The 18,235-nt window shown below is 72.6% G+C and carries 20 protein-coding genes; 8 read left to right on the forward strand and 12 right to left on the reverse strand.

Annotation, left to right across the window (positions count from 1 at the left end; genetic code table 11):
* Positions 1–22 precede the first annotated feature (22 nt).
* The 3 genes from ACIBL4_RS15390 to ACIBL4_RS15400 form a co-directional block, all read right to left on the reverse strand.
* Positions 23–2,014, reverse strand: a complete 1,992-nt coding sequence (locus ACIBL4_RS15390) for an ABC transporter ATP-binding protein (protein ID WP_399410107.1) — start codon at positions 2,012–2,014, stop codon at positions 23–25.
* Positions 2,015–2,237: 223 nt separating this feature from the next.
* Positions 2,238–2,672: a hypothetical protein gene (locus ACIBL4_RS15395; RefSeq protein ID WP_399410109.1), complete on the reverse strand. Its 435-nt coding sequence runs from the start codon at positions 2,670–2,672 to the stop codon at positions 2,238–2,240.
* The gene (locus ACIBL4_RS15400; protein ID WP_399410111.1) at positions 2,669–3,388 is read right to left on the reverse strand and encodes an ATP-binding protein; all 720 of its coding nucleotides are present in this window, start codon (positions 3,386–3,388) and stop codon (positions 2,669–2,671) included. The genes ACIBL4_RS15395 and ACIBL4_RS15400 overlap by 4 nt, the downstream gene beginning before the upstream one ends.
* 218 nt (positions 3,389–3,606) lie before the next feature.
* Between ACIBL4_RS15400 and ACIBL4_RS15405 the strand changes: the two genes are divergently transcribed.
* From ACIBL4_RS15405 to ACIBL4_RS15415, 3 genes are all read left to right on the forward strand, one after another.
* A complete protein-coding gene (locus tag ACIBL4_RS15405) occupies positions 3,607–4,467 on the forward strand; it encodes a helix-turn-helix transcriptional regulator (protein ID WP_399410113.1) in 861 nt (286 codons plus the stop codon).
* On the forward strand, positions 4,468–4,722 hold the full coding sequence (locus ACIBL4_RS15410) for a DUF397 domain-containing protein (RefSeq protein WP_020277664.1): 255 nt from the start codon (positions 4,468–4,470) through the stop codon (positions 4,720–4,722).
* Between the two features lie 109 nt (positions 4,723–4,831).
* Positions 4,832–5,644 (forward strand): SAM-dependent methyltransferase, encoded by an 813-nt coding sequence (locus tag ACIBL4_RS15415; protein ID WP_399410115.1) that lies wholly within the window; start codon positions 4,832–4,834, stop codon positions 5,642–5,644.
* A gap of 50 nt (positions 5,645–5,694) precedes the next feature.
* Here ACIBL4_RS15415 and ACIBL4_RS15420 read toward each other — a convergent pair whose 3' ends face one another.
* Positions 5,695–7,107 (reverse strand): PLP-dependent aminotransferase family protein, encoded by a 1,413-nt coding sequence (locus ACIBL4_RS15420; RefSeq protein ID WP_399410117.1) that lies wholly within the window; start codon positions 7,105–7,107, stop codon positions 5,695–5,697.
* A gap of 47 nt (positions 7,108–7,154) precedes the next feature.
* On the opposite strand from ACIBL4_RS15420, the gene ACIBL4_RS15425 reads away from it, so the two are divergent.
* Complete coding sequence (locus ACIBL4_RS15425) at positions 7,155–7,640, forward strand: carboxymuconolactone decarboxylase family protein (protein WP_399410119.1); 486 nt, start codon at positions 7,155–7,157, stop codon at positions 7,638–7,640.
* A gap of 31 nt (positions 7,641–7,671) precedes the next feature.
* Here ACIBL4_RS15425 and ACIBL4_RS15430 read toward each other — a convergent pair whose 3' ends face one another.
* From ACIBL4_RS15430 to ACIBL4_RS15440, 3 genes are all read right to left on the reverse strand, one after another.
* A complete protein-coding gene (locus ACIBL4_RS15430) occupies positions 7,672–9,162 on the reverse strand; it encodes a glutamate synthase subunit beta (protein ID WP_399410121.1) in 1,491 nt (496 codons plus the stop codon).
* A 165-nt stretch (positions 9,163–9,327) separates the two neighbouring features.
* Positions 9,328–9,807 (reverse strand): DUF1772 domain-containing protein, encoded by a 480-nt coding sequence (locus tag ACIBL4_RS15435; RefSeq protein ID WP_399410123.1) that lies wholly within the window; start codon positions 9,805–9,807, stop codon positions 9,328–9,330.
* Between the two features lie 124 nt (positions 9,808–9,931).
* Positions 9,932–10,636 carry a DUF2293 domain-containing protein gene (locus ACIBL4_RS15440; protein ID WP_399410125.1) on the reverse strand — a complete coding sequence of 235 codons (705 nt, stop codon included), beginning with the start codon at positions 10,634–10,636 and terminating at the stop codon, positions 9,932–9,934.
* 153 nt (positions 10,637–10,789) lie between these two features.
* On the opposite strand from ACIBL4_RS15440, the gene ACIBL4_RS15445 reads away from it, so the two are divergent.
* Together ACIBL4_RS15445 and ACIBL4_RS15450 are read left to right on the forward strand one after the other, a co-directional pair.
* Positions 10,790–11,422 carry a uridine kinase gene (locus tag ACIBL4_RS15445; RefSeq protein ID WP_399410127.1) on the forward strand — a complete coding sequence of 211 codons (633 nt, stop codon included), beginning with the start codon at positions 10,790–10,792 and terminating at the stop codon, positions 11,420–11,422.
* Between the two features lie 127 nt (positions 11,423–11,549).
* Entirely contained in the window at positions 11,550–11,978 is a 429-nt protein-coding gene (locus tag ACIBL4_RS15450) for a CBS domain-containing protein (RefSeq protein WP_399410129.1), read from the forward strand.
* A gap of 42 nt (positions 11,979–12,020) precedes the next feature.
* Here the strand turns inward: ACIBL4_RS15450 and corA are convergent, their stop codons facing one another.
* Entirely contained in the window at positions 12,021–13,148 is a 1,128-nt protein-coding gene (gene corA, locus ACIBL4_RS15455) for a magnesium/cobalt transporter CorA (protein ID WP_399410131.1), read from the reverse strand.
* A gap of 289 nt (positions 13,149–13,437) precedes the next feature.
* Here corA and ACIBL4_RS15460 point away from each other — a divergent pair, with 289 nt between their 5' ends.
* Positions 13,438–14,232 carry a methyltransferase domain-containing protein gene (locus tag ACIBL4_RS15460; protein WP_399410133.1) on the forward strand — a complete coding sequence of 265 codons (795 nt, stop codon included), beginning with the start codon at positions 13,438–13,440 and terminating at the stop codon, positions 14,230–14,232.
* Positions 14,233–14,258: 26 nt separating this feature from the next.
* Here ACIBL4_RS15460 and ACIBL4_RS15465 read toward each other — a convergent pair whose 3' ends face one another.
* Together ACIBL4_RS15465 and ACIBL4_RS15470 are read right to left on the reverse strand one after the other, a co-directional pair.
* Positions 14,259–15,218: a carbohydrate kinase family protein gene (locus ACIBL4_RS15465; protein ID WP_399410135.1), complete on the reverse strand. Its 960-nt coding sequence runs from the start codon at positions 15,216–15,218 to the stop codon at positions 14,259–14,261.
* Entirely contained in the window at positions 15,215–16,120 is a 906-nt protein-coding gene (locus ACIBL4_RS15470; protein WP_399410592.1) for a pseudouridine-5'-phosphate glycosidase, read from the reverse strand. Before ACIBL4_RS15470 ends, ACIBL4_RS15465 begins: the two co-directional genes overlap by 4 nt.
* Positions 16,121–16,222: 102 nt before the next feature.
* Here ACIBL4_RS15470 and ACIBL4_RS15475 point away from each other — a divergent pair, with 102 nt between their 5' ends.
* Entirely contained in the window at positions 16,223–16,648 is a 426-nt protein-coding gene (locus ACIBL4_RS15475; RefSeq protein ID WP_399410137.1) for a VOC family protein, read from the forward strand.
* Between the two features lie 15 nt (positions 16,649–16,663).
* On the opposite strand, the gene ACIBL4_RS15480 is transcribed toward ACIBL4_RS15475, so the two are convergent.
* Together ACIBL4_RS15480 and ACIBL4_RS15485 are read right to left on the reverse strand one after the other, a co-directional pair.
* Positions 16,664–17,218, reverse strand: coding sequence for a methylated-DNA--[protein]-cysteine S-methyltransferase (locus tag ACIBL4_RS15480; RefSeq protein ID WP_399410138.1), 555 nt, complete (start codon positions 17,216–17,218; stop codon positions 16,664–16,666).
* 71 nt (positions 17,219–17,289) lie between these two features.
* The gene (locus ACIBL4_RS15485; RefSeq protein WP_399410140.1) at positions 17,290–18,162 is read right to left on the reverse strand and encodes a glycerophosphodiester phosphodiesterase; all 873 of its coding nucleotides are present in this window, start codon (positions 18,160–18,162) and stop codon (positions 17,290–17,292) included.
* Positions 18,163–18,235: the final 73 nt, after the last annotated feature.

Consider the following 18,235-nt stretch of genomic DNA (forward strand, 5'->3'; position numbering starts at 1 on the left):
CGTGTGCCCCGAGGGGGCGTGCTCAGCCCGCCTTCGGTGACGGCACCTTCGGGACCGGCGCGACCGGCTGCACTGGCTGAACCGGCTGCACCGTCGTGGGTGACGTGGCGAACTGCTCCGCCTGGAGCGCGTACAGCTCGGCGTAGAGACCGCCGGTCGCCAGCAGCTCGTCCGGAGTCCCGGACTCCACGACTCGGCCCTGGTCCAGGACGTGCACCAGATCCGCGTGCCGTACGGACGCCAGCCGGTGCGTGATCAGAACGACCGTCTGGCCGCTGTCGGCCAGGGCGCGGATCCGCTCGAAGACCTCCAGCTCGGCCCGGGCGTCCAGGGCCGCCGTCGGCTCGTCCACGATCAGGATGCGGCCCCTGCGGTAGGCCGCCCGGGCGATGCCCAGCCGCTGCCACTGGCCGCCCGACAGTTCGTGCCCGCCGCTGAAGTTGCGGGCGAGCAGGGTGTCCAGCCCGCGCGGCAGGTCCGCGATCACCGTCTCGGCTCCGGCCTCGGTGATCGACGCGGCCAGCCGCTGCTCGCACACCGGCACCGACGTGCGCCCCAGGGCGACGTTCACCCGGGCCGTGAACGGCCACCGCTTGAAGTCCTGCGCCACCATCGCGATCCGCTCGGCCAGCCGGTGCCGGTCGGCGGTCGCCGCGTCCACGCCGTCCCACAGGATCCGCCCCTTCTCCGGGGTGTAGAGCCCGGCGAGCAGCTTGACCAGGGTCGTCTTGCCCGAGCCGTTCTCGCCGACCAGCGCCACGATCCGGCCCAGCGGGAGCGTGAGCGACACGTCGTCGAGGGCGGGGCGGGCGGAGTCGCCCGGGTAACGGAACGTGACGTTCTCAAAGCGGATCTCGCGCGGATCCTCCGGCAGGGGCGCGCCGCCCGCCGGGATCGCCCACTGGTCCGCCTCGGTGTACAGCCGTTGCAGGTCGCCGACGAAGAGGGCCTCCTCGTGCAGCGCGTTGACCTCCACCACGAGCGTGTCGAGGCTCTGCGAGCCGGTCCGGATCGCGATCACGGCCGTACCCGCCACCGACAGGGCCATCGCGCCCGCCAGCAGCAGCCCGCCGAGCGTCGCGTACGTCGCCACCGTCGCCAGGCCCGTCCACGCCGCCGCGATCAGGCCGGTACGGGCGGCCAGCCGGGCCAGCCGGGCCTGCTCGGCCTCCGCTGTCTCGGACATCGCGCGGAAGTGCCGCAGCAGGAACGCGCCCACCCCGTGCACCCGGATCTCGGGGGCCGCCTCGGGCTCGATCAGCAGATTGCCGATCAGCCGGCCCGCCCGGGCGTGCTGCACCCAGGCGTGGAAGGACTCGTAGCGCCGCCGGGCAACGGTCAGCGCGCTCCAGGCGCTCGGCAGGGTCATCGTGACCAGCAGTGGCAGCAGCGCCGGATGCAGCACGGTCAGCACGCCTGCCGCGGCGACCAGCGAGATCATCGCGTTGATCACGCGCGTTCCGTAGGAGATCATCCGGCGCGCGGAGGCGGCGCCGTACTGCGCGGTGTCCAGCAGCTTGTGGAAGGCGTGGTCCTCGATCGCGGCCAGTTCGACGGCCGCGGCCCGCTCCAGGTACTGCTCGGTCGCCACCCGCTCCACCTTGGGCTCCAGCCGCCCGGTGGCGTAGGTGCTCGCGGCCCGCAGCAGCGCCGCGAGCAGCATCACGACGGCCACGGTGACCAGGGCGGGCACGGCGCCGCGCAGCCGCTCCTCGATGGCGCCGCCGCTCATCAGCCGGGCCAGCACGCTGTTGACCGCGAGCAGCGCCACCGCCTGGGCCACGCCCCGGCCCGCCTCGGCGGCCAGCACGATCCGCGCGGCGCCCGGGTCGGCCTGCCGGGCGAGCCGCAGGCTGGACGCCAGCAGGGACGGCAGCCGGGTGATCATGGCGCGGAAGTTCAGTTCCAGGAACGCGTCGGCGTGCTGGTTCCAGCCCATGTCGTAGCGCAGCGGCCCGCCGAAGAGCAGCCGCTCCGACTCGGACACCTCCGGCGCGGTCCGCTTCTTCGCCACCGTCGACCGACCTCCCTGTTCATGCCCCGCTCGTGGACGAACGGTCACTATGGCGGGGGCGGAGCCCGCCCGGGCAGGGCGCAGCCCGGGGCGCCGGAGGCGCGCGGGCGCACGAATCGGGCGGGGGAGGCGTGAGGCGGCGCGGAGTCGCAGGGACGGCGGTGCCCGGGCCTCAACCGCGCCGTGTCCGGCGAGCTTGACGGGCCCTACGCGGTGACGAGCCCTACGCGGTGACCGGCCGCGACCAGGACGGGGCGGTCCCCGTCACCCGGCACAGGGCCAGATACAGCGGTATCGGCGGGGTGTACGGCAGCGTGCCGTCTGGGCGGTGGATCAGTTCGGGCAGCTCGGGGACGTCCGGGACGACCGCGCCGGGGGCGTAGTGCGCCGGGGCCGGCCATTCCAGGGCGTGGTCGGAGTCGGACGGCACCAGCCACCACCAGTGTGTCGCGTCGGCGTACACGCAGCCCGTGCGGGGCAGCCGGGGCATGACCAGCGGGCCGAGACGGGCGGGTACGGCGACCGCGTCGCAGCCGAGCGGGGCGGTCATGCCGTCGGGCACGGGCAGCCGCAGAGCCGGGCCCGTCGTCCGCAGCTCGCGTCGGAGCCGGGCCAGCGTGTCGAGGTTCAAGACGCGGCCACCGTGCCCGGGGCTCATGCAGGTCCCCGCTCTCGGCGTCGCTCCTGCGCGGGTACTTCATGCACGGGTACTTCATGCGCGGGTACTTCCCGAGCGCCCTCCGTGCGGCGCGCCCGGTGTGCTCCGTCCCCGTCGTCCGAGTCGTCGGACGACCCCGGCTTCGGGCGGGCGCCCCAGCCCAGGTCGTTCCGGGGCGCTGCCGGGGCCTGCGGCGTGTCGGTCTTGCGCGGCAGCTCGGCCCAGACCAGCAGCCCGGGGCCGCGCTCATGGGCACCCCAGGCGTCGCAGAGGGCGTCGACGAGAAGCAGTCCCCTCCCGTGCTCCTCCTCGGGCCGGGTGCGGCCGGCCGCGTGGGGCTGGCCCGGGGCGCAGCCCTCGTCACGCACGGCTATCCGCACCAGGTCGTCGCCGTCGTGCAGCTCGCACACTATGTGGGTGCTCGCCGTGTGCACGATGGCGTTGGTGACCAGTTCGGACACCACCAGGGCCGCGCTGTCGCACGTGTCCTCGCACACCGACCAACCGGTCAGCCGGGCCCGCGTCAGGCGTCTGGCCTGTGCGGGAGACCCCGGGTGTGCGGCCAGCTCGAAACGGAACCGGCGCTCGGCAGCGGCCCCGACGGGGCTTGCTTCCGGGCTGGCACCCAGGCCGTAAGGGCCTGCGGCGGCGTCTGTTCCTAAGGGCGCGGACGGAATCACGCTTGCCACTATCGCCCCGCCGTGAACACTTGGCAAGTGTCACTCTGAAAATTGCAGAGTGCTGTGTGACGGTCTGGAAGGCCGTGGCACACTGCTCGCAACAGCACCCCGTGCGGCGCCAGTTGAGACTGTCGAAGTTATGTTCGGAACATCTGTTCGGATGACCGGCTCTTCGGATACGTCTTCGAATGGCGCCGCCGGGCTGTCAGCTTCTTCTGTGGCCGGCTCGTCAGAACTCTTGGTGGAGGTGGAGCGTGAGTGAACCGCGGTCCGCTCCGACGGTGGGCCAGGTCGTCCTCGGCCGGCGCCTGCTGGACCTGCGCGAACGCGCCGGGATGAAGCGCGAGGAAGCCGCCCGGATCCTCCGCGTCGCCCCTGCCACGGTCCGCCGTATGGAGATGGCCGAGGTCGCGCTCAAAATCCCCTATCTCCAACTCCTCCTGAAGGCCTACGGAATTTCCGACGAGGAGGCCGACGCCTTCGTCCTGCTGGCCGAGGAAGCGAACAAACCCGGCTGGTGGCAGCGTTTCCACGACATCCTGCCCGGCTGGTTCTCGATGTACGTGAGCCTGGAGGGCGCGGCCGGCGTCATCCGCAGTTACGAGCCCCATTTCGTCCCCGGGCTGTTGCAGACCGAGGACTACGCGCGCGGGGTGCTCCGCTCGGGCGCCATCGGCCAGACCCGGCCCGAGGACATCGAGCGCCATGTCGCCCTGCGGATGCAGCGCCAGGAACTTCTCACCCGCAAGGACGCGCCCCGGCTGTGGGTCGTGATGGACGAGACCGTGCTGCGGCGCCCGGTCGGCGGCCCGGAGGTGATGCGCGCCCAGATCGACCGGCTGCTCGAGGCCACGGAACTGCCCCATGTGACGTTGCAGGTCGCCCCGTTCGCGACCGGGCCGCACCCGGGCACGTACGGGCCGTTCGTGCTGTTCCGATTTGCCATGCCCGAACTGCCGGACATGGTCTACAGCGAGTACCTGACCGGCGCGGTCTACCTCGACGCGCGCGCCGAGGTGGCGACCCACCTCGAGGTCATGGACCGCATGGCGGCGCAGGCCGCTACGGCACAACGCACGAAGGAGATCCTCAGGGATCTCCGCAAGGAGCTGTGAATGGATCGCATCAAGCCGCGCAAACACGTCTACAACGGCATGCCCGCGCGCGACTTGGGCAGCGAAGGCTGGCACAAGCCGTGGAGCGGCGGGAACGGCGGGAACTGCCTGGAGGCGATGAAGCTCGCCGACGGCCGGATCGCCGTCCGGCAGTCCACCGACCCGGACGGTCCGGCGCTGATCTACACCACCGACGAGATGACGGCCTTCATCGAAGGGGCGAAGGCGGGGGAGGCGGACTTCCTGCTGTCCTGACGCGATTGCCTTTTCTGACGTTCGAACTTTCTGACGTTCGGCTTTCTGACGCTCGACTTACCGACAGTGGTGCTGAATTGACCACCCTTTGTGCCTTACGGAGTGCCTCATGACCGGGCAGGACCCCACACCGGCCGTCCAGATCGACACGACCAGACCCCACCCCGCGCGGATGTACGACTGGTACCTCGGCGGCAAGGACAACTACCCGGTCGACGAGGAGATGGGCCGGCAGATGCTCGCCCTCGACCCGAGGGTGCCGGTCATGGCGCGGGTCAACCGGGCGTTCATGCACCGGGCCACCCGCTGGCTGGCCGCGAACGGCGTACGGCAGTTCCTGGACATCGGCACCGGCATCCCGACCGAGCCGAACCTCCACCAGGTCGCCCAGGAGATCGCCCCCGACGCCCGGGTCGTCTACTGCGACAACGACCCCATCGTGCTGGCCCACGCGGCGGCCCTGCTGCGCGGCACGGACGAGGGGGTGACCGAGTACCTCCAGGCCGATGTGCGCGACCCGGACGCCATCATGGAGGGCGCGAGGAAGGTCCTGGACTTCACCCGGCCCGTCGCGCTGTCGCTCATCGCGCTGCTGCACTTCGTCTCCGACGACGACGGCGCGCACGACCTGGTCCGCCGGCTGCTCGCCGAACTACCCTCCGGCAGCCACCTCGTCATCACCCACGCCACGGCCGACTTCACGCCTCAGGAGTCGAAGGCGGCCACGGAGAAGCTCCGCGCCGCCGGTGTCACCCTGGCCCTGCGCTCCCGCGAGGAGTTCACCCGCTTCTTCGACGGCCTCGACCTCGTCGAGCCCGGCGTCGAGGTGCCCCACCGCTGGCACCCCGAACTGGGCGAGCCCGTACCGGGGCAGGACGACGGGGTGATTCCGGGGTACGGAGCGGTCGCGCGCAAGCCGTAGCTCAACGGGGTCGCACGCAGCCGTAACTCCCACGCGCTTCACGGGCCGGGTCACGGCGGCGGCAGTGCACGGCACAGCGCCTCCAGGGCCGGCCCGTACGCGTGCTCGGAGGGCGTCGCGTACCCCACGACGAGGCCGTCGCCCGCCGCCATGTCCGTGTCCGGGTGCCGGAACGCGGCGAGGCCGTCCAGGGCGATGCCCTGCCAGGAGGCGGCCTTGACCGTGGACGCCTCGGTGCCGGGCGGCAGCCGCAGCACCGCGTGCAGCCCGGCCGCGATACCCGTGGCCTCGATGTGCGGCGCGTGCTCGGCGAGCGCCGCGACGAGCCGGTCCCGCCGGCCGCGGTAGCGCTGCCGCATCCGCCGTACGTGACGGTCGTACGCCCCGGAGACGACGAAGTCCGCGAGGCTCAGCTGGTCGAGGACGCTCGCCCACGCCTCCCGGTCCCCCTTGGCGGCCAGGACGGCGTCGACGTACCGCTCCGGGAGCACCATCCAGCCCAGCCGCACCGCCGGCGACAGGCTCTTGCTGACCGAGCCGATGTGGATCACGTGCTCGGGGTCGAGGCCCTGGACCGCGCCGACCGGCTTGCGGTCGTAGCGGAACTCCCCGTCGTAGTCGTCCTCCAGGAGCAGCCCGCCACGCGCGCGTGCCCAGTCGATCACGGCGGACCGGCGCGCGGGGTGCAGCGGTCCCCCGGTCGGGAACTGGTGTGCCGGCGTGAGCAGCACGGCCCGCTCGCGCCCCAACCGGTCGACCCGGGCGCCGTCTTCGTCGAGGGGGAGCGGCACGGTCCGCACCCCGGCCGCCGCGAGGACCTCCCGGTGGAATCCGAGCCCGTACGCCTCCACCGCCAGGGGCCCGCGCAGCACGCCCCCTCCGAACAGCAGCCGCAGCGCGTGCGCGAAGCCGGAGCAGATCACGATCCTGCCCGGCTCGGTGCGCACCCCACGCGCGCGCGCCAGGTACTCCGTGAGCGCCTCCCGCAGTTCGATCCGGCCGGCCGGATCACCCGGGCCGAAGACCTCGTTGGGCGCCTGCTGGAGAGCCCTCCGGTAGGAGGCCAGCCACGCGGTGCGCGGGAACGACGAGGCGTCCGGCGTGCCCTGCGTCAGGTCGTGCCGCGGTCCACGCGCGCGTGGAGGTGCCTTTCGGGGCACGCGGGCCGGTGGCCGCAACAGCCCGGCACGCTCCGCGACCCGCGTGCCCGAGCCCTGCCGGGCGGTGAGCCAGCCCTCCGCGACGAGTTCCGCGTAGGCGTCGGCCACCGTGTTGCGGGCGACGCCGAGATCCGCCGCGAGCGAGCGGTACGGCGGCAGCCGCGTGCCCGGAGCGAGCCGCCCACTGCGTACGGCATCCCGCAGGGCCCGGATCAGCGCCGCGCGCCGCCCGCCCTGCCCGGTCAGCTCCAGATGCAGGTCGGACCCGATCCGTTCCGCCGAATTGACCCACGAATCCACCATGAAAGTGCACCCTACAGCGGGTCTTTACGGCCCGTAGGCTGAAGGACATGACGACGCACCCGAACATCGACAGCACGCAGGTGAAGGCGCCCCGGCTGGAGTTCGCCAAGTCCGCCCCGAAGGCCTTCCGGGCCCTCGTCGCCTTCGACGCCGCCGCCCGCGAGGGCCTCGACCCGGCCCTCGTCGAACTGATCCAGATCCGTGCCTCGCACCTCAACCACTGCGCGTACTGCCTGCACATGCACACCAACGACGCGCGCAAGGCCGGCGAGAGCGAGGACCGGCTGCACATGGTCGCCGTGTGGCGCGAGGCCCGGCACTTCTTCACCGAGCGGGAACAGGCGGCCCTCGCCCTCACGGAGGCGATGACGCTCGTCGCCGACGCGGGTGTCCCGGACGAGGTCTACGCGGAGGCCGCCGCGCTGTTCGACGAGCGCGAACTGGCCCAGGTCCTCGCCCTCATCTGCACGATCAACACCTGGAACCGGGTGGCGCTGTCGACGCGGAAGGTGGCGGGGACGGACGAGCGGTGATCGCCCCCCCCGGATCGGACCGGCCGTGCGCCTAGACCTGCATGGGCCGGTCGTACGGTCCGATCGGTGCCGGGAGCCTCGAACTGCCCGTCAGATGGCGGTCGACCGCCGCCGCCACGGCCCGCCCCTCGGCGATCGCCCAGACGATGAGCGACTGGCCGCGGGCGGCGTCTCCGGCGGCGAACACGCCGGGCACGTTCGTGGCGAAACCGGCGTCGCGCGCGATCGTGCCGCGGGGCTCCATGTCCAGCCCCAGCTGGTCGACGAGCCCGTCCTCGCGGTCCGGTCCGGAGAAGCCGAGGGCGAGCAGCACGAGGTCGGCGGGGAGCGTCCGCCCGGTGCCCTCCACCGGGCGGCGCCGCGCGTCCACCTCGACCAGGTGCAGTGACCGCACACGGCCTTCCGCGTCACCGTCGAAGCGCAGTGTGGACGCCGCGAACAGCCGCGCGTCCGCGTCGGCCACCGGAGCCGTCCGCAGGTCCCGGGCCTCCTCGTGCGCGGCGGACAGCCGGTAGACCCGCACCGGGTACGTCGGCCAGGGCTCCCTGTCCTCGTCGCGCTCGGTGTCCGGCAGCGCGTAGATGTCCAGCTGCGTCACGGACGCGGCACCGTCCCGGACGGCGGTGCCCAGACAGTCGGCCCCGGTGTCACCGCCGCCGACGATGACGACGTGCTTCCCGGCGGCCGACAGCGGGGACGTCTCCAGATCGCCCTCGCACACCCGGTTGGCCAGCGGAAGGTACTCCATCGCCTGGTGAATGCCTGTCAGTTCCCGCCCGGATACGTCTAGTTCGCGCCACGCGGTCGCCCCCGTGGCGAGCACCACGGCGTCGTAGCGGGTCCGCAGGTCGTCGGCCCCGATGTCCCGCCCGACCGCCGTCGACGTACGGAACTTGGTCCCCTCGGCCCGCATCTGCTCCAGCCGCCGCTCCAGATGGTGCTTCTCCATCTTGAACGAGGGGATGCCGTACCGCATCAGCCCGCCGAGCCGGTCGTCCCGCTCGTACACGGCGACCGTGTGCCCCGCCCGGGTCAGCTGCTGGGCCGCCGCCAGCCCGGTGGGCCCGGAACCGATCACCGCCACCGTCTTGCCGGACAGCCGCTCCGGCGGCCTCGCCGGTGTGAAGCCCTCCTCCCACGCCCGGTCGGCGATCGCGCACTCGACGTTCTTGATGGTGACGGCCGGCTGGTTGATCGCCAGCACACACCCCGTCTCGCAGGGCGCCGGGCACAACCGGCCGGTGAACTCCGGGAAGTTGTTCGTGGCGTGCAGCCGGTCGGCGGCCGCCCGCCAGTCCTCCCTCGACACCAGGTCGTTCCACTCGGGGATCAGGTTGCCCAGCGGGCAGGCCTCGTGGCAGAAGGGGATGCCGCAGTCCATGCAGCGGCCGGCCTGCTTGCTGATGATCGGCAGCAGCGCCCCGGGGACGTACACCTCGTCCCAGTCCCGGACCCGCTCGTCGACGGGCCTGCGCGGCCAGTCCTGGCGGGGGGTGGTCATGAAACCCTTGGGGTCGGCCATGGCCGTCTTCCTTGCGTGCGCGTGTGACCATCCGTGCGTCGTCGGCCGGCGCTCCTTCCGGCCACGATACGTCCGCGGCGGCACCCCCGCAGAGGGGAGGTCACGCACGCAGGAGGGCGGGACACGGGGCGCGGCCGAGCCCGGTCGGCGCGTCTGTCGGCGCGCTCAGGTGAGCGCCAGCACGTACGCCACCGCCGCACTCGCCGAGGCGGCCGTGCGGACGTGGTTCCACATCGTCCACTCGCGCACATACACCGGCCAGTACGCGGCCGCCTCCGGTGTGCCCGGCGCGAGCTTCAGCAGCGCGTCGTTGCGCGGCACGTTCGCGACCACGGTGACCCCGAACGAGCCGAACAGGTACAGCGCGCTGCCCACCAGCAGCTCCCCCGTCCCCTCGTCCGGCCACAGCACGAACGTCACCACGGCGATCACCGCGCACAGCACGGCCGACCCGAGGAACGCCGCCATGAAGGGCGGTGTCACCGCGGCCACGTTGATCGCGTTCATCGCGGCCACCCCCTGCGCGGGCGGCAGCGTGGCGAGGCCCCGCATGACGAAGGTCGAGAAGGCGCAGAACACCCCGGCCACCAGGCCGGTCCCGAGCACCCCCAGCACCGTCAGCACGAAGTACGGTCCGTCGATCATGTCAGCCTCTCCCGCCGTCGAGCCGGGATCTTGCCCCGGCACCCCTCCTCACCACAAGTGAAATCCCGTACGAGCACAGTGACCACGGCCGAGCGGCGCGGGCCCATAGGTGTACCTCCACGGCTCACCCGGTGGAGCCGAGCCGCACGTCGGTCCAGCCCCTCAGCACCGTCTCGACCGCCGCCGCGATCCGCCGTCGCGCCTCGTGCCGCGGCACCCCGCTCATCAGCAGCCGGTCGTACGGCGTGTCCAGATGCCGTACGGACGCCACGACCGCCGAGGTCACCGCCCCCTCCGTCAGCGCCCGCCCGGCCGCACTGCGGCCCACCCGCCCGCTGCCCCGCTCCGAGGCGTGCGCGGCGATGTCCCGCGCACGGTCGGCCGGACAGCCGGGGAACAGCCGCCGTATCTCCGCCGCGAACGCCTCGGCGAACAGGGCGTCCTGGGCCGCCCGCCGCCGCGCGTCCCGCACCCGGCGCCGCCGTCGCGCCTCGGCGTCCGCCAGACACCGCTGCTCGGCCCTGGCGAGTGCCGCCTCCTCGACCAGTACGCCCTGCCGCTCGTAGCGGCTCCTGCGCCGGTTGAACCGCACGACCACCGCCGACAGCGCGCTCTCCTCCCGCGCTCTGCGCGTCAGCGCGGTGTCGCCGCGCGGCAGGAACACCAGATGTGCGAGGTCGGCACAGTCGAGGCAGCGCGGGGCGGCGTCCTCCAGGACGAGCAGCGGCAGCGGCCCTCGCCGGCACTCGGCGCAGTGCCGCCGCTTGAGGGGCTGGAAGACGAGCAGTCCGGTGGGGGTGCGGGGCGGGAGCGTCGCGTGCGGGACCATAGGGGGTTCCTTCCCGCCGATGGCGGCGCGCACCGCGTCCGCCGCAGGAGACCTCGGCGGTCTCGGCGCCTCCGCTTCTGCGTGTCCTTCCCGGTGTCCGTGGCGCTCGCCGGTCTGACATGTCCTGCCGCGGCCTGACGCATCATGGGCCGTGTGCGACTCGAAGCGATCACCTGGGACCGGCTCGGCGACACGCTCGCCGAGCGTCTGCTCGACCTGAAGCCCGCCGACGGCAGTCCCTGGCCGCGCATCGCCTTCGACGGCGCCCCGGCCGCCCGCCCGGGAGACCTCGCCCGGCGGGTCTCCGAGGCGCTGCGCATACGCGGCCGCTCCTCGCTCGTCGTGGGCACGGAGGGCTTTCTGCGCCCCGCCTCCGTGCGACTGGAGTACGGCCACCGGGACGTGGAGTCCTACTACAGCGGCTGGTACGACACCAGTGCCCTGTGGCGGGAGGTGTTCGGCCCCCTCGAAGCCGGGGGTGACGGCCGTGTCCTTCCCGATCTGTGGGACCCGGACGCCGACCGGGCCACCCGCAGTCCCTACGTCCAACTCCCGTCCGGTGGCGTGCTGTTGCTGCACGGTCCCTTCCTCCTTCGGCACTGGTTCCCCTTCGATCTGAGCGTCCACGTCCTGCTCTCCCCGGGCGCCCTGCGCCGCCGCACGCCCGAGCCCGAGCACTGGACCCTGCCGGCCTTCGAGCGCTACGAGCAGGAGACCGACCCGGCGGGCACGGCCGACGTCCTGGTACGGGCCGACGATCCGCGCCACCCGGCGTGGGGAGGCTGAGTCACAGCCCTGTCTGCCGGGGCTCTGTCCCGTGTGTGAGCGCCGGGTGACGCGGCGAGAATGAAGGGCGCCGGGACTCGCGGTGCCTCCCGCGCCGCACCGGCCGTCCGGCACCGGGAGGTACTCCATGACCACCGCCGGAGACATCATGCACCGCGGCGCCCAGCGGATCCCCGCCCATGAAACCCTCGACCGCGCGGCCCAGCTCATGCGCGAACTGGACGTCGGCGCCCTGCCCATCAGCGACGAGAACGAGCGGCTCTGCGGCATCCTCACCGACCGCGACATCGTCGTCGGCTGCGTCGCCATGGGCCACGACCCCGCCGAGGTCACCGCGGGCGAGATGGCCAAGGGCACGCCTCGCTGGATCGACGCGGACGCCGACGTCGGCGAGGTGCTCCACGAGATGCGGCAGCACCAGATCCGCAGGCTGCCCGTCATCCAGGACAAGCGCCTGGTCGGCATGATCAGCGAGTCTGGCCTGGCCCGGCATCTGGCAGGCGACCAGATCGCCTCCTGGGCCGAGAGCGTCTATGCCAGGACCACCCCGCGCTGACCGCGCCTCACTCCGCCACGACCCCGCGGGTCACGGCCCTCGTCAGAGCCAGCCGCTGCGCCGGAACCCCCGGTACAGCGCCAGGCATGCGATGGATATGACGCCGATGACCATGGGGTAGCCGTATCGCCAGTGCAGCTCCGGCATGTTGTCGAAGTTCATGCCGTACACCCCGCAGACCATCGTCGGCACGGCCACGATCGCGGCCCACGCCGTGATCTTCCGCATGTCCTCGTTCTGCGCGACCGTGACCTGCGCGAGGTGCGCCTGGAGGATGGAGTTGAGCAGTTCGTCGAAGGAGGCGATCTGCTCCTTCGCCCGCAGCAGGTGGTCCGAGACATCGCGGAAGTACGCCTGTATCTCCGGGTCGACCGCCCGGATCGGCCGGGTGGCGAGATCCTCCAGTGGGCGGCTGAGCGGCACCACCGCCCGCTTCAGCTCCAGAAGTTCACGCTTGAGCTGGTAGATGCGCCCCGGGTCGGCCCGCGCGCCGGTCTCCGCGAACACGTCCGCCTCGACCTGGTCGATGTCGTCGTGCACCGAGTCCGTGACGGTCAGGTAGTCGTCCACCACGTGGTCCGCGATCGCGTGCAGCACCGCGGACGGGCCCTTGGCCAGCTGGTCGGGGTCGGACTCCAGCTCCTCGCGCAGCGGGCCCAGCGAGCCGTGCCGGCCGTGCCGCACCGTGATCACGAAGTCCTTGCCGACGAAGACCATGATCTCGCCGGTGTTCACCACCTCGCTGGTGGCCGTGAGTTCCTCGTGCTCGACGTAGCAGACCGTCTTGAACACCGCGAAGAGCGTCTCGCCGTAGCGCTCCAGCTTGGGGCGCTGGTGGGCCTCGACGGCGTCCTCCACGGCCAGGGGGTGCAGGTCGAAGAGCTCGGCGATGCCTGCGAACTCCTGGTCGGTCGGCTCATGCAGGCCGAGCCAGACGAAGCCCTCGCCCTTCTTGCGCACCCACTCCATGGTGTCCTCGAGATCGCCGCGCGCGTCGGTGCGCGCACCGTCCCGGTACGTCACGCAGTTCACCACCGAGGAGCCCAGCGGGGAGCGGGCCGGGTGACTCAGGTCGACGCGCGGGCGCCGCCGGGCCAGCCGAGCCACCTTGCGGAGGCCGCCGACCCCGCCGAGGCTCGTGACCTTGCGCAGATTCCCTGCCATGGACATCTGCATCTCCTTGCGTGGAGCTCCTCGCGCCGTCCCGCGCCTTGCCGCGTCAGTCTGCCAGGCGGACGTGAGCTGCGGGTAAGCCTGTGGAAACGGCTCGTTCCGCTTTGTTCCCGGCTGTGGACACCGACTCCGGGTGCCCTCACCCCTCGACGTTCGGGGTGCCCTCGCGCCTAGATGTTCGGTGCGCCCTCGTCCCCGAGACTTCGACGCGTGCCGGCCCCGTGCGGTTCTCCGTACCGGAGCGTCGACCATCACGGACAAGTCGGATAAATGGGATGATCGCGGCATGACACGAACCGACGGTTACCTCCTCGACAACCGGCAGACCGAGGCGGCAGAGCACTTCAGCGCCTTCGCCGCTCTCTTCGACCCCACGACGTTCCGGCACCTCGAAGCGCTCGGCATCGGATCCGGCTGGCGGTGCTGGGAGGTCGGAGCGGGCGGCACCTCCGTGGTGTCCTGGCTGGCGAAGAAGGTCGGCCCGACCGGACGCGTCGTCGCGACCGGCACCGACACCTCACGGCTCGTCCCCGCTGCCCGGCCGCCCGTGGAGGTGCGCGTGCACGACCTCGGCGCCGAGGAGCCGCCGGGGGAGGGCTTCGACCTGGTGCACGCCCGTCTGGCCCTCGTCCACGTGGCCGACCGGGGACGGGCCATGCGGTCCATGGTCCAGGCGCTGCGCCCCGGCGGGCGCATCCTCGTCGAGGACGCCGATCCCGCCCTTCAGCCGCTGCTCTGCCCCGACGAGCACGGCCCCGAGCAGCAGCTCGCGAACCGGCTGCGGCACGGCTTCCGCAGACTGCTCGCCGACCGCGGCACCGAACTCCCCTGCGGCCGCGTCCTCCCGCGGTTGCTCCGGGAGGCGGGCGTGACCCGGGTGCACGCCGACGCCTACTTCCCCGTCGCCTCGCCGGCCTGCGCCGCCCTGGAGTCCGTGACGATCCGCCAGATCCGCGACCAGCTCGTCACCGCGGGTCTCGCCACGGACCAGGACATCGACCGGCATCTCGCGAACGTCACGTCCGGCGTCCTCGATCTGACGACGGCTCCGATGATCTCGGCGTGGGGGCGCAAGCAGTAGTCAGAGGTGGTGCGGGGCGCCGGGCATCAGCCGGGCAGGGGCGGTCGGCCGCCCACCTGTTCCACCGCACTCGCACCCGCCCGGCAGCCCTCTACCGCCGCCTCCTCGGGGCCGGCGCCCGCGAGCAGGGCGGCGAGGAACGCGCCGGTGAAGGCGTCACCGGCGCCCGTGGTGTCCCGCGGCGTCACCGGTACGGCGGGGACGCGGGCGCACACCTTCCCCGAGCGGGCGACGAGCGCCCCCTCGTGCCCCTGCTTGGCCACCACCAGCGGCACACGCAGGCTCAGCTCGGCCGCCGCGTCGGCCGCATCGGTCACCCCCGTCAGCAGGCACGCCTCGTCCCGGCTGGGCAGCAGCACGTCCACGCCCTCGACGAGCCCGAGGAACCGCCCGGCGCCCAGCTCCCCGAGAAAACCGGCCGACGCGGGGTCAAGACTCACCGGCACGCCACGCGCGCGTGCGGCCCGCAGAGCCACCGTCACCAGGGCGCGACTCGGCTCGGAGAACAACAGGTAGCCCGACAGGTGCAGCCGGGCCACGCCGTCGAGCAGCGCGTCCGACCAGTCGGCAGGTTCGAGCCGCAACGACGCGCCGCTGTCGGTGAGGAACGTCCGCTCCGCAGAAGCGCCCCCGTCCACCAGGCAGATCACCGTGCCGGTCGGCGCCCGCGGGTCCACGACGAGCCGCGGGCGTACGCCGTGGGCCACCAGCTCACGCTCGTGCCAGGCAGCGGCATCCGCCCCCACGCGCCCCAGCATCCGCACCTCCGCCGCGCCCCGATGTGCGGCCCAGCACGCGACGTTGGCACCCGCCCCGCCCGGCACCGTCCGGATCGAGGCAGCCGTGTCCGTACCGGCGGCGAGCGGCCCGGCATGCCGCGCGACGACGTCCGTGATGACGTCCCCGACGACCAGCAGCGCCCCGCCCGCCGCCGAGGTCCGCGCCGGGCCGGCTCCGCCTGCCGCGCCGCGGTCGGCCCCGGTCATCCCCGCGTCCAGGCCGCCGCGATCCGCGCCGCCAGGCGTACGTTGCCGCGGACCGCCGCCAGGTTGGCGCTCAGGGAGGCACCGCCGGTGTGCCGTACGAGGTAGTCGAGCAGGAACGGCGTGACGGCCTGGCCGGTGATTCCCTCCTCCTCGCACGCCTGCAGCGCGTCCGTGAGCACGCGCGCGTGCAGCTCCGGATCGAGCTGCTCCTCCTCGGGGACGGGGTTGGCGACGATCAGCGCCGACTCCGGCCCGGCGAGCGCGTCCTGGGCGCGCATGACGCCCGCCACCTCCTCCGGCGTCCGCAGCGTCCAGTCCACCGGATGCCCCGAGTCGGACAGATAGAAGCCGGGGAACCGGTCGGTCCCGTAACCGGCCACCGCGACCCCCAGCGTCTCCAGCCGCTGCAAGGTCGCCGGTACATCCAGGATCGACTTCACCCCGGCACACACCACGGTGATCCGAGCCCGGGCCAGCAGCCCCAGGTCGGCCGACTCGTCCTGCGTCACCGTCCACTCCCGGTGCACGCCGCCGAGCCCGCCCGTCGCGAACACACGTACGCCCGCCAGCGACGCCAGCAGCGCCGTCGCCGACACCGTGGTCGCCCCGCTCACCCCGGAGGACACCGCGAGCGGCAGGTCGCGGTGGCCCAGCTTGCGGATGCCGTCCTCGTTCGCGACCCGCTCCAGCTGCTCCTTGTCCAGCCCGACATGGGGCCGCCCGTCCAGCACGGCGATCGTCGCGGGCACCGCGCCCTCCTGCCGCACCGCCGTCTCCAGCTCCAGCGCCACCTGGAGGTTGCGCGGCCGCGGCAGCCCGTGGGCGATGATCGTGGACTCCAGGGCCACCACGGGCCGACGCGCGTCGATCGCCTCCCGCACTTCTTCTGACACCACCAGCACCACGCGCCTGCCTCCTGTCGGTCGGTCTTCCCTCATCTCTGGCGGGCGGCGCGCCGGGCCAAACCCTTGCGGGCCGTCGGCGACATCACGAGCCTGGGGTGCATGACGGACAACACGCGACTCGACCACGTCGTCCTCTGGGTGCGCGACCCGCTCGCCGCCGCGGACTTCTACGACAAGGCCGTCGGCCTGGAAACGCTCAGGCTCACCGAGTTCGCCGCCGGAAAGGTGCCGTTCCCCTCCGTACGCGTCAACGACGAGACCATCCTCGACCTCATGCCGCTCACCTTCGCGGAACGGATGACGATGCTGCCCGGCGCCGCCGACAGCGCGGGGCACCCCGTCAACCACGTCTGTCTGTCCCTGCCCCGGGGCGACTTCGACGCCCTTCTCAGCCGCCTGGAGGAACGCTCCGTACCGGTGTCGGACCTCTCGTACGACTCCTTCGGGGCCCGGGGCAAGGCCATGCGCAGCTTCTACTTCCGCGACCCGGACGGCAACGTCTTCGAGGCGCGGCACTACGACTGACCTGGGCGCGCGGCCTCAGAACAGCGGCTCGGGCAGCACCCCTTCGAGGGCCAGCAGCTTCCGCTTGGTCTCCAGGCCGCCCCCGAAGCCCCCGATACCGCCGCCGCTCTCGACGACCCGGTGGCAGGGCACCACCACCGGCAGCGGGTTGGCGCCCATCGCCGTGCCCACGGCCTGGGCGGCGCCCGGCTGGCCGACCCGCCCGGCCAGATCGCCGTACCCGACGACCGTGCCGTACGGCACTCCGGATGCCAGCTCGCGCAGGACCTCGCGGTTGAAGCCGGAGATCAGCGACCAGTCCAGCGGCAGGTCGAAGGCGCGGCGCTCACCCGCGAAGTACGCCTCGACCTGACGTATCGCCTCGGCCAGCAGCGGGGAGCCCGGCGCCTCGGCGGGCTCGGTGCCGAGCCGTGACGCCAGCCGCTCGACCGCCCGGTCCCGCACCGCGTCCGTGGCGTGGAACACGACGTTCACCAGGCCCTCGCGGGTCGCCGCCAGCAGCAGCGGGCCGATGGCGCTGTCGACGACGCCCCACACCACCCGCTGCTCAACCTGCCCATGGCTGTCCATGCGCCCACCGTACGACCCACCACTGACAACGCCGCCCGGCCGGACGCACCGCCACCGGCGGCCGGCCTGCCTCACCCGCCCACGGCCTCCCGCACCACGTCCGGCTTGTTCGTGATGATCCCGTCGACCCCGTACCCGGCCGCCCGCCGGGCCCTCGCCGCGTCGTCGACCGTCCAGGTGAGGACCTGCAGCGGCCTGCCGTGCGGCCCGGTGAACGCCTGGACGGAGGAGACGTACGCCGTGGAGAGCGAGCCGTACGGCGGGTTGATCTGGTCGGCGAAACCGGCGTAGAGCGGCAGGGCAGCCACGGGCGGCGTGCCCAGCAGTCCGGTCTTCACGGCGGGCTTCAGCTCGTGCACCCTGCGTACGCTGTCCGCGCTGAAGCTCTGCACGACCAGCCGTCCCGCCACGTGCGACCGGTCCAGCCAGCCCTCGTTGGCCAGGACCTTGAGCGTCTGCCGCTCGATGCCCGGATACAGCTCCGGGTTCTTGATCTCCAGAAGAAGCTTCTGGTGATGACGCTCGACGCGGTTCACGAACTGCTCCAGCGTCGGCACGCGCGCGTCCGCGTACGCGGGGCCGAACCAGCTGCCCGCGTCGAGACGGGCGATCTCGGCGGCGGTGAAGTCCTTCACCTTCCAGGGAGCCCGGCCGGGATAGACCTCCTCGACGTCGGTGGTACGCCGCAGGTTGTCGTCGTGGAGGACGACGAGCTCACCGTCCCTGGTGCGCTGCACGTCGTTCTCCACCCAGCGGATGCCCAGCTCGGCCGCCTTGTCCACGGCGGCCAGCGTGTTCTCGGGTGCGTACGCGGAGGCTCCCCGGTGTGCGACGACCAGCGGCCAGCCGCCGCCGGCTGCGGCCCGCGCCGGGGAGACGGGGAACAGGAGGGCGGCGGTCCCCAGGAGCGCGGTGGTCGAGGCGGCAACAGCGCGCGCGTGCATACGTACTCCTCTCATCGAGCGATCACGGCATCACAGACAGCTCAACTGTGACAGCAGAGAGTCAACGAATGAG

Source organism: Streptomyces sp. NPDC050416, assembly GCF_044458845.1.
Taxonomy (GTDB): Bacteria; Actinomycetota; Actinomycetes; order Streptomycetales; family Streptomycetaceae; genus Streptomyces.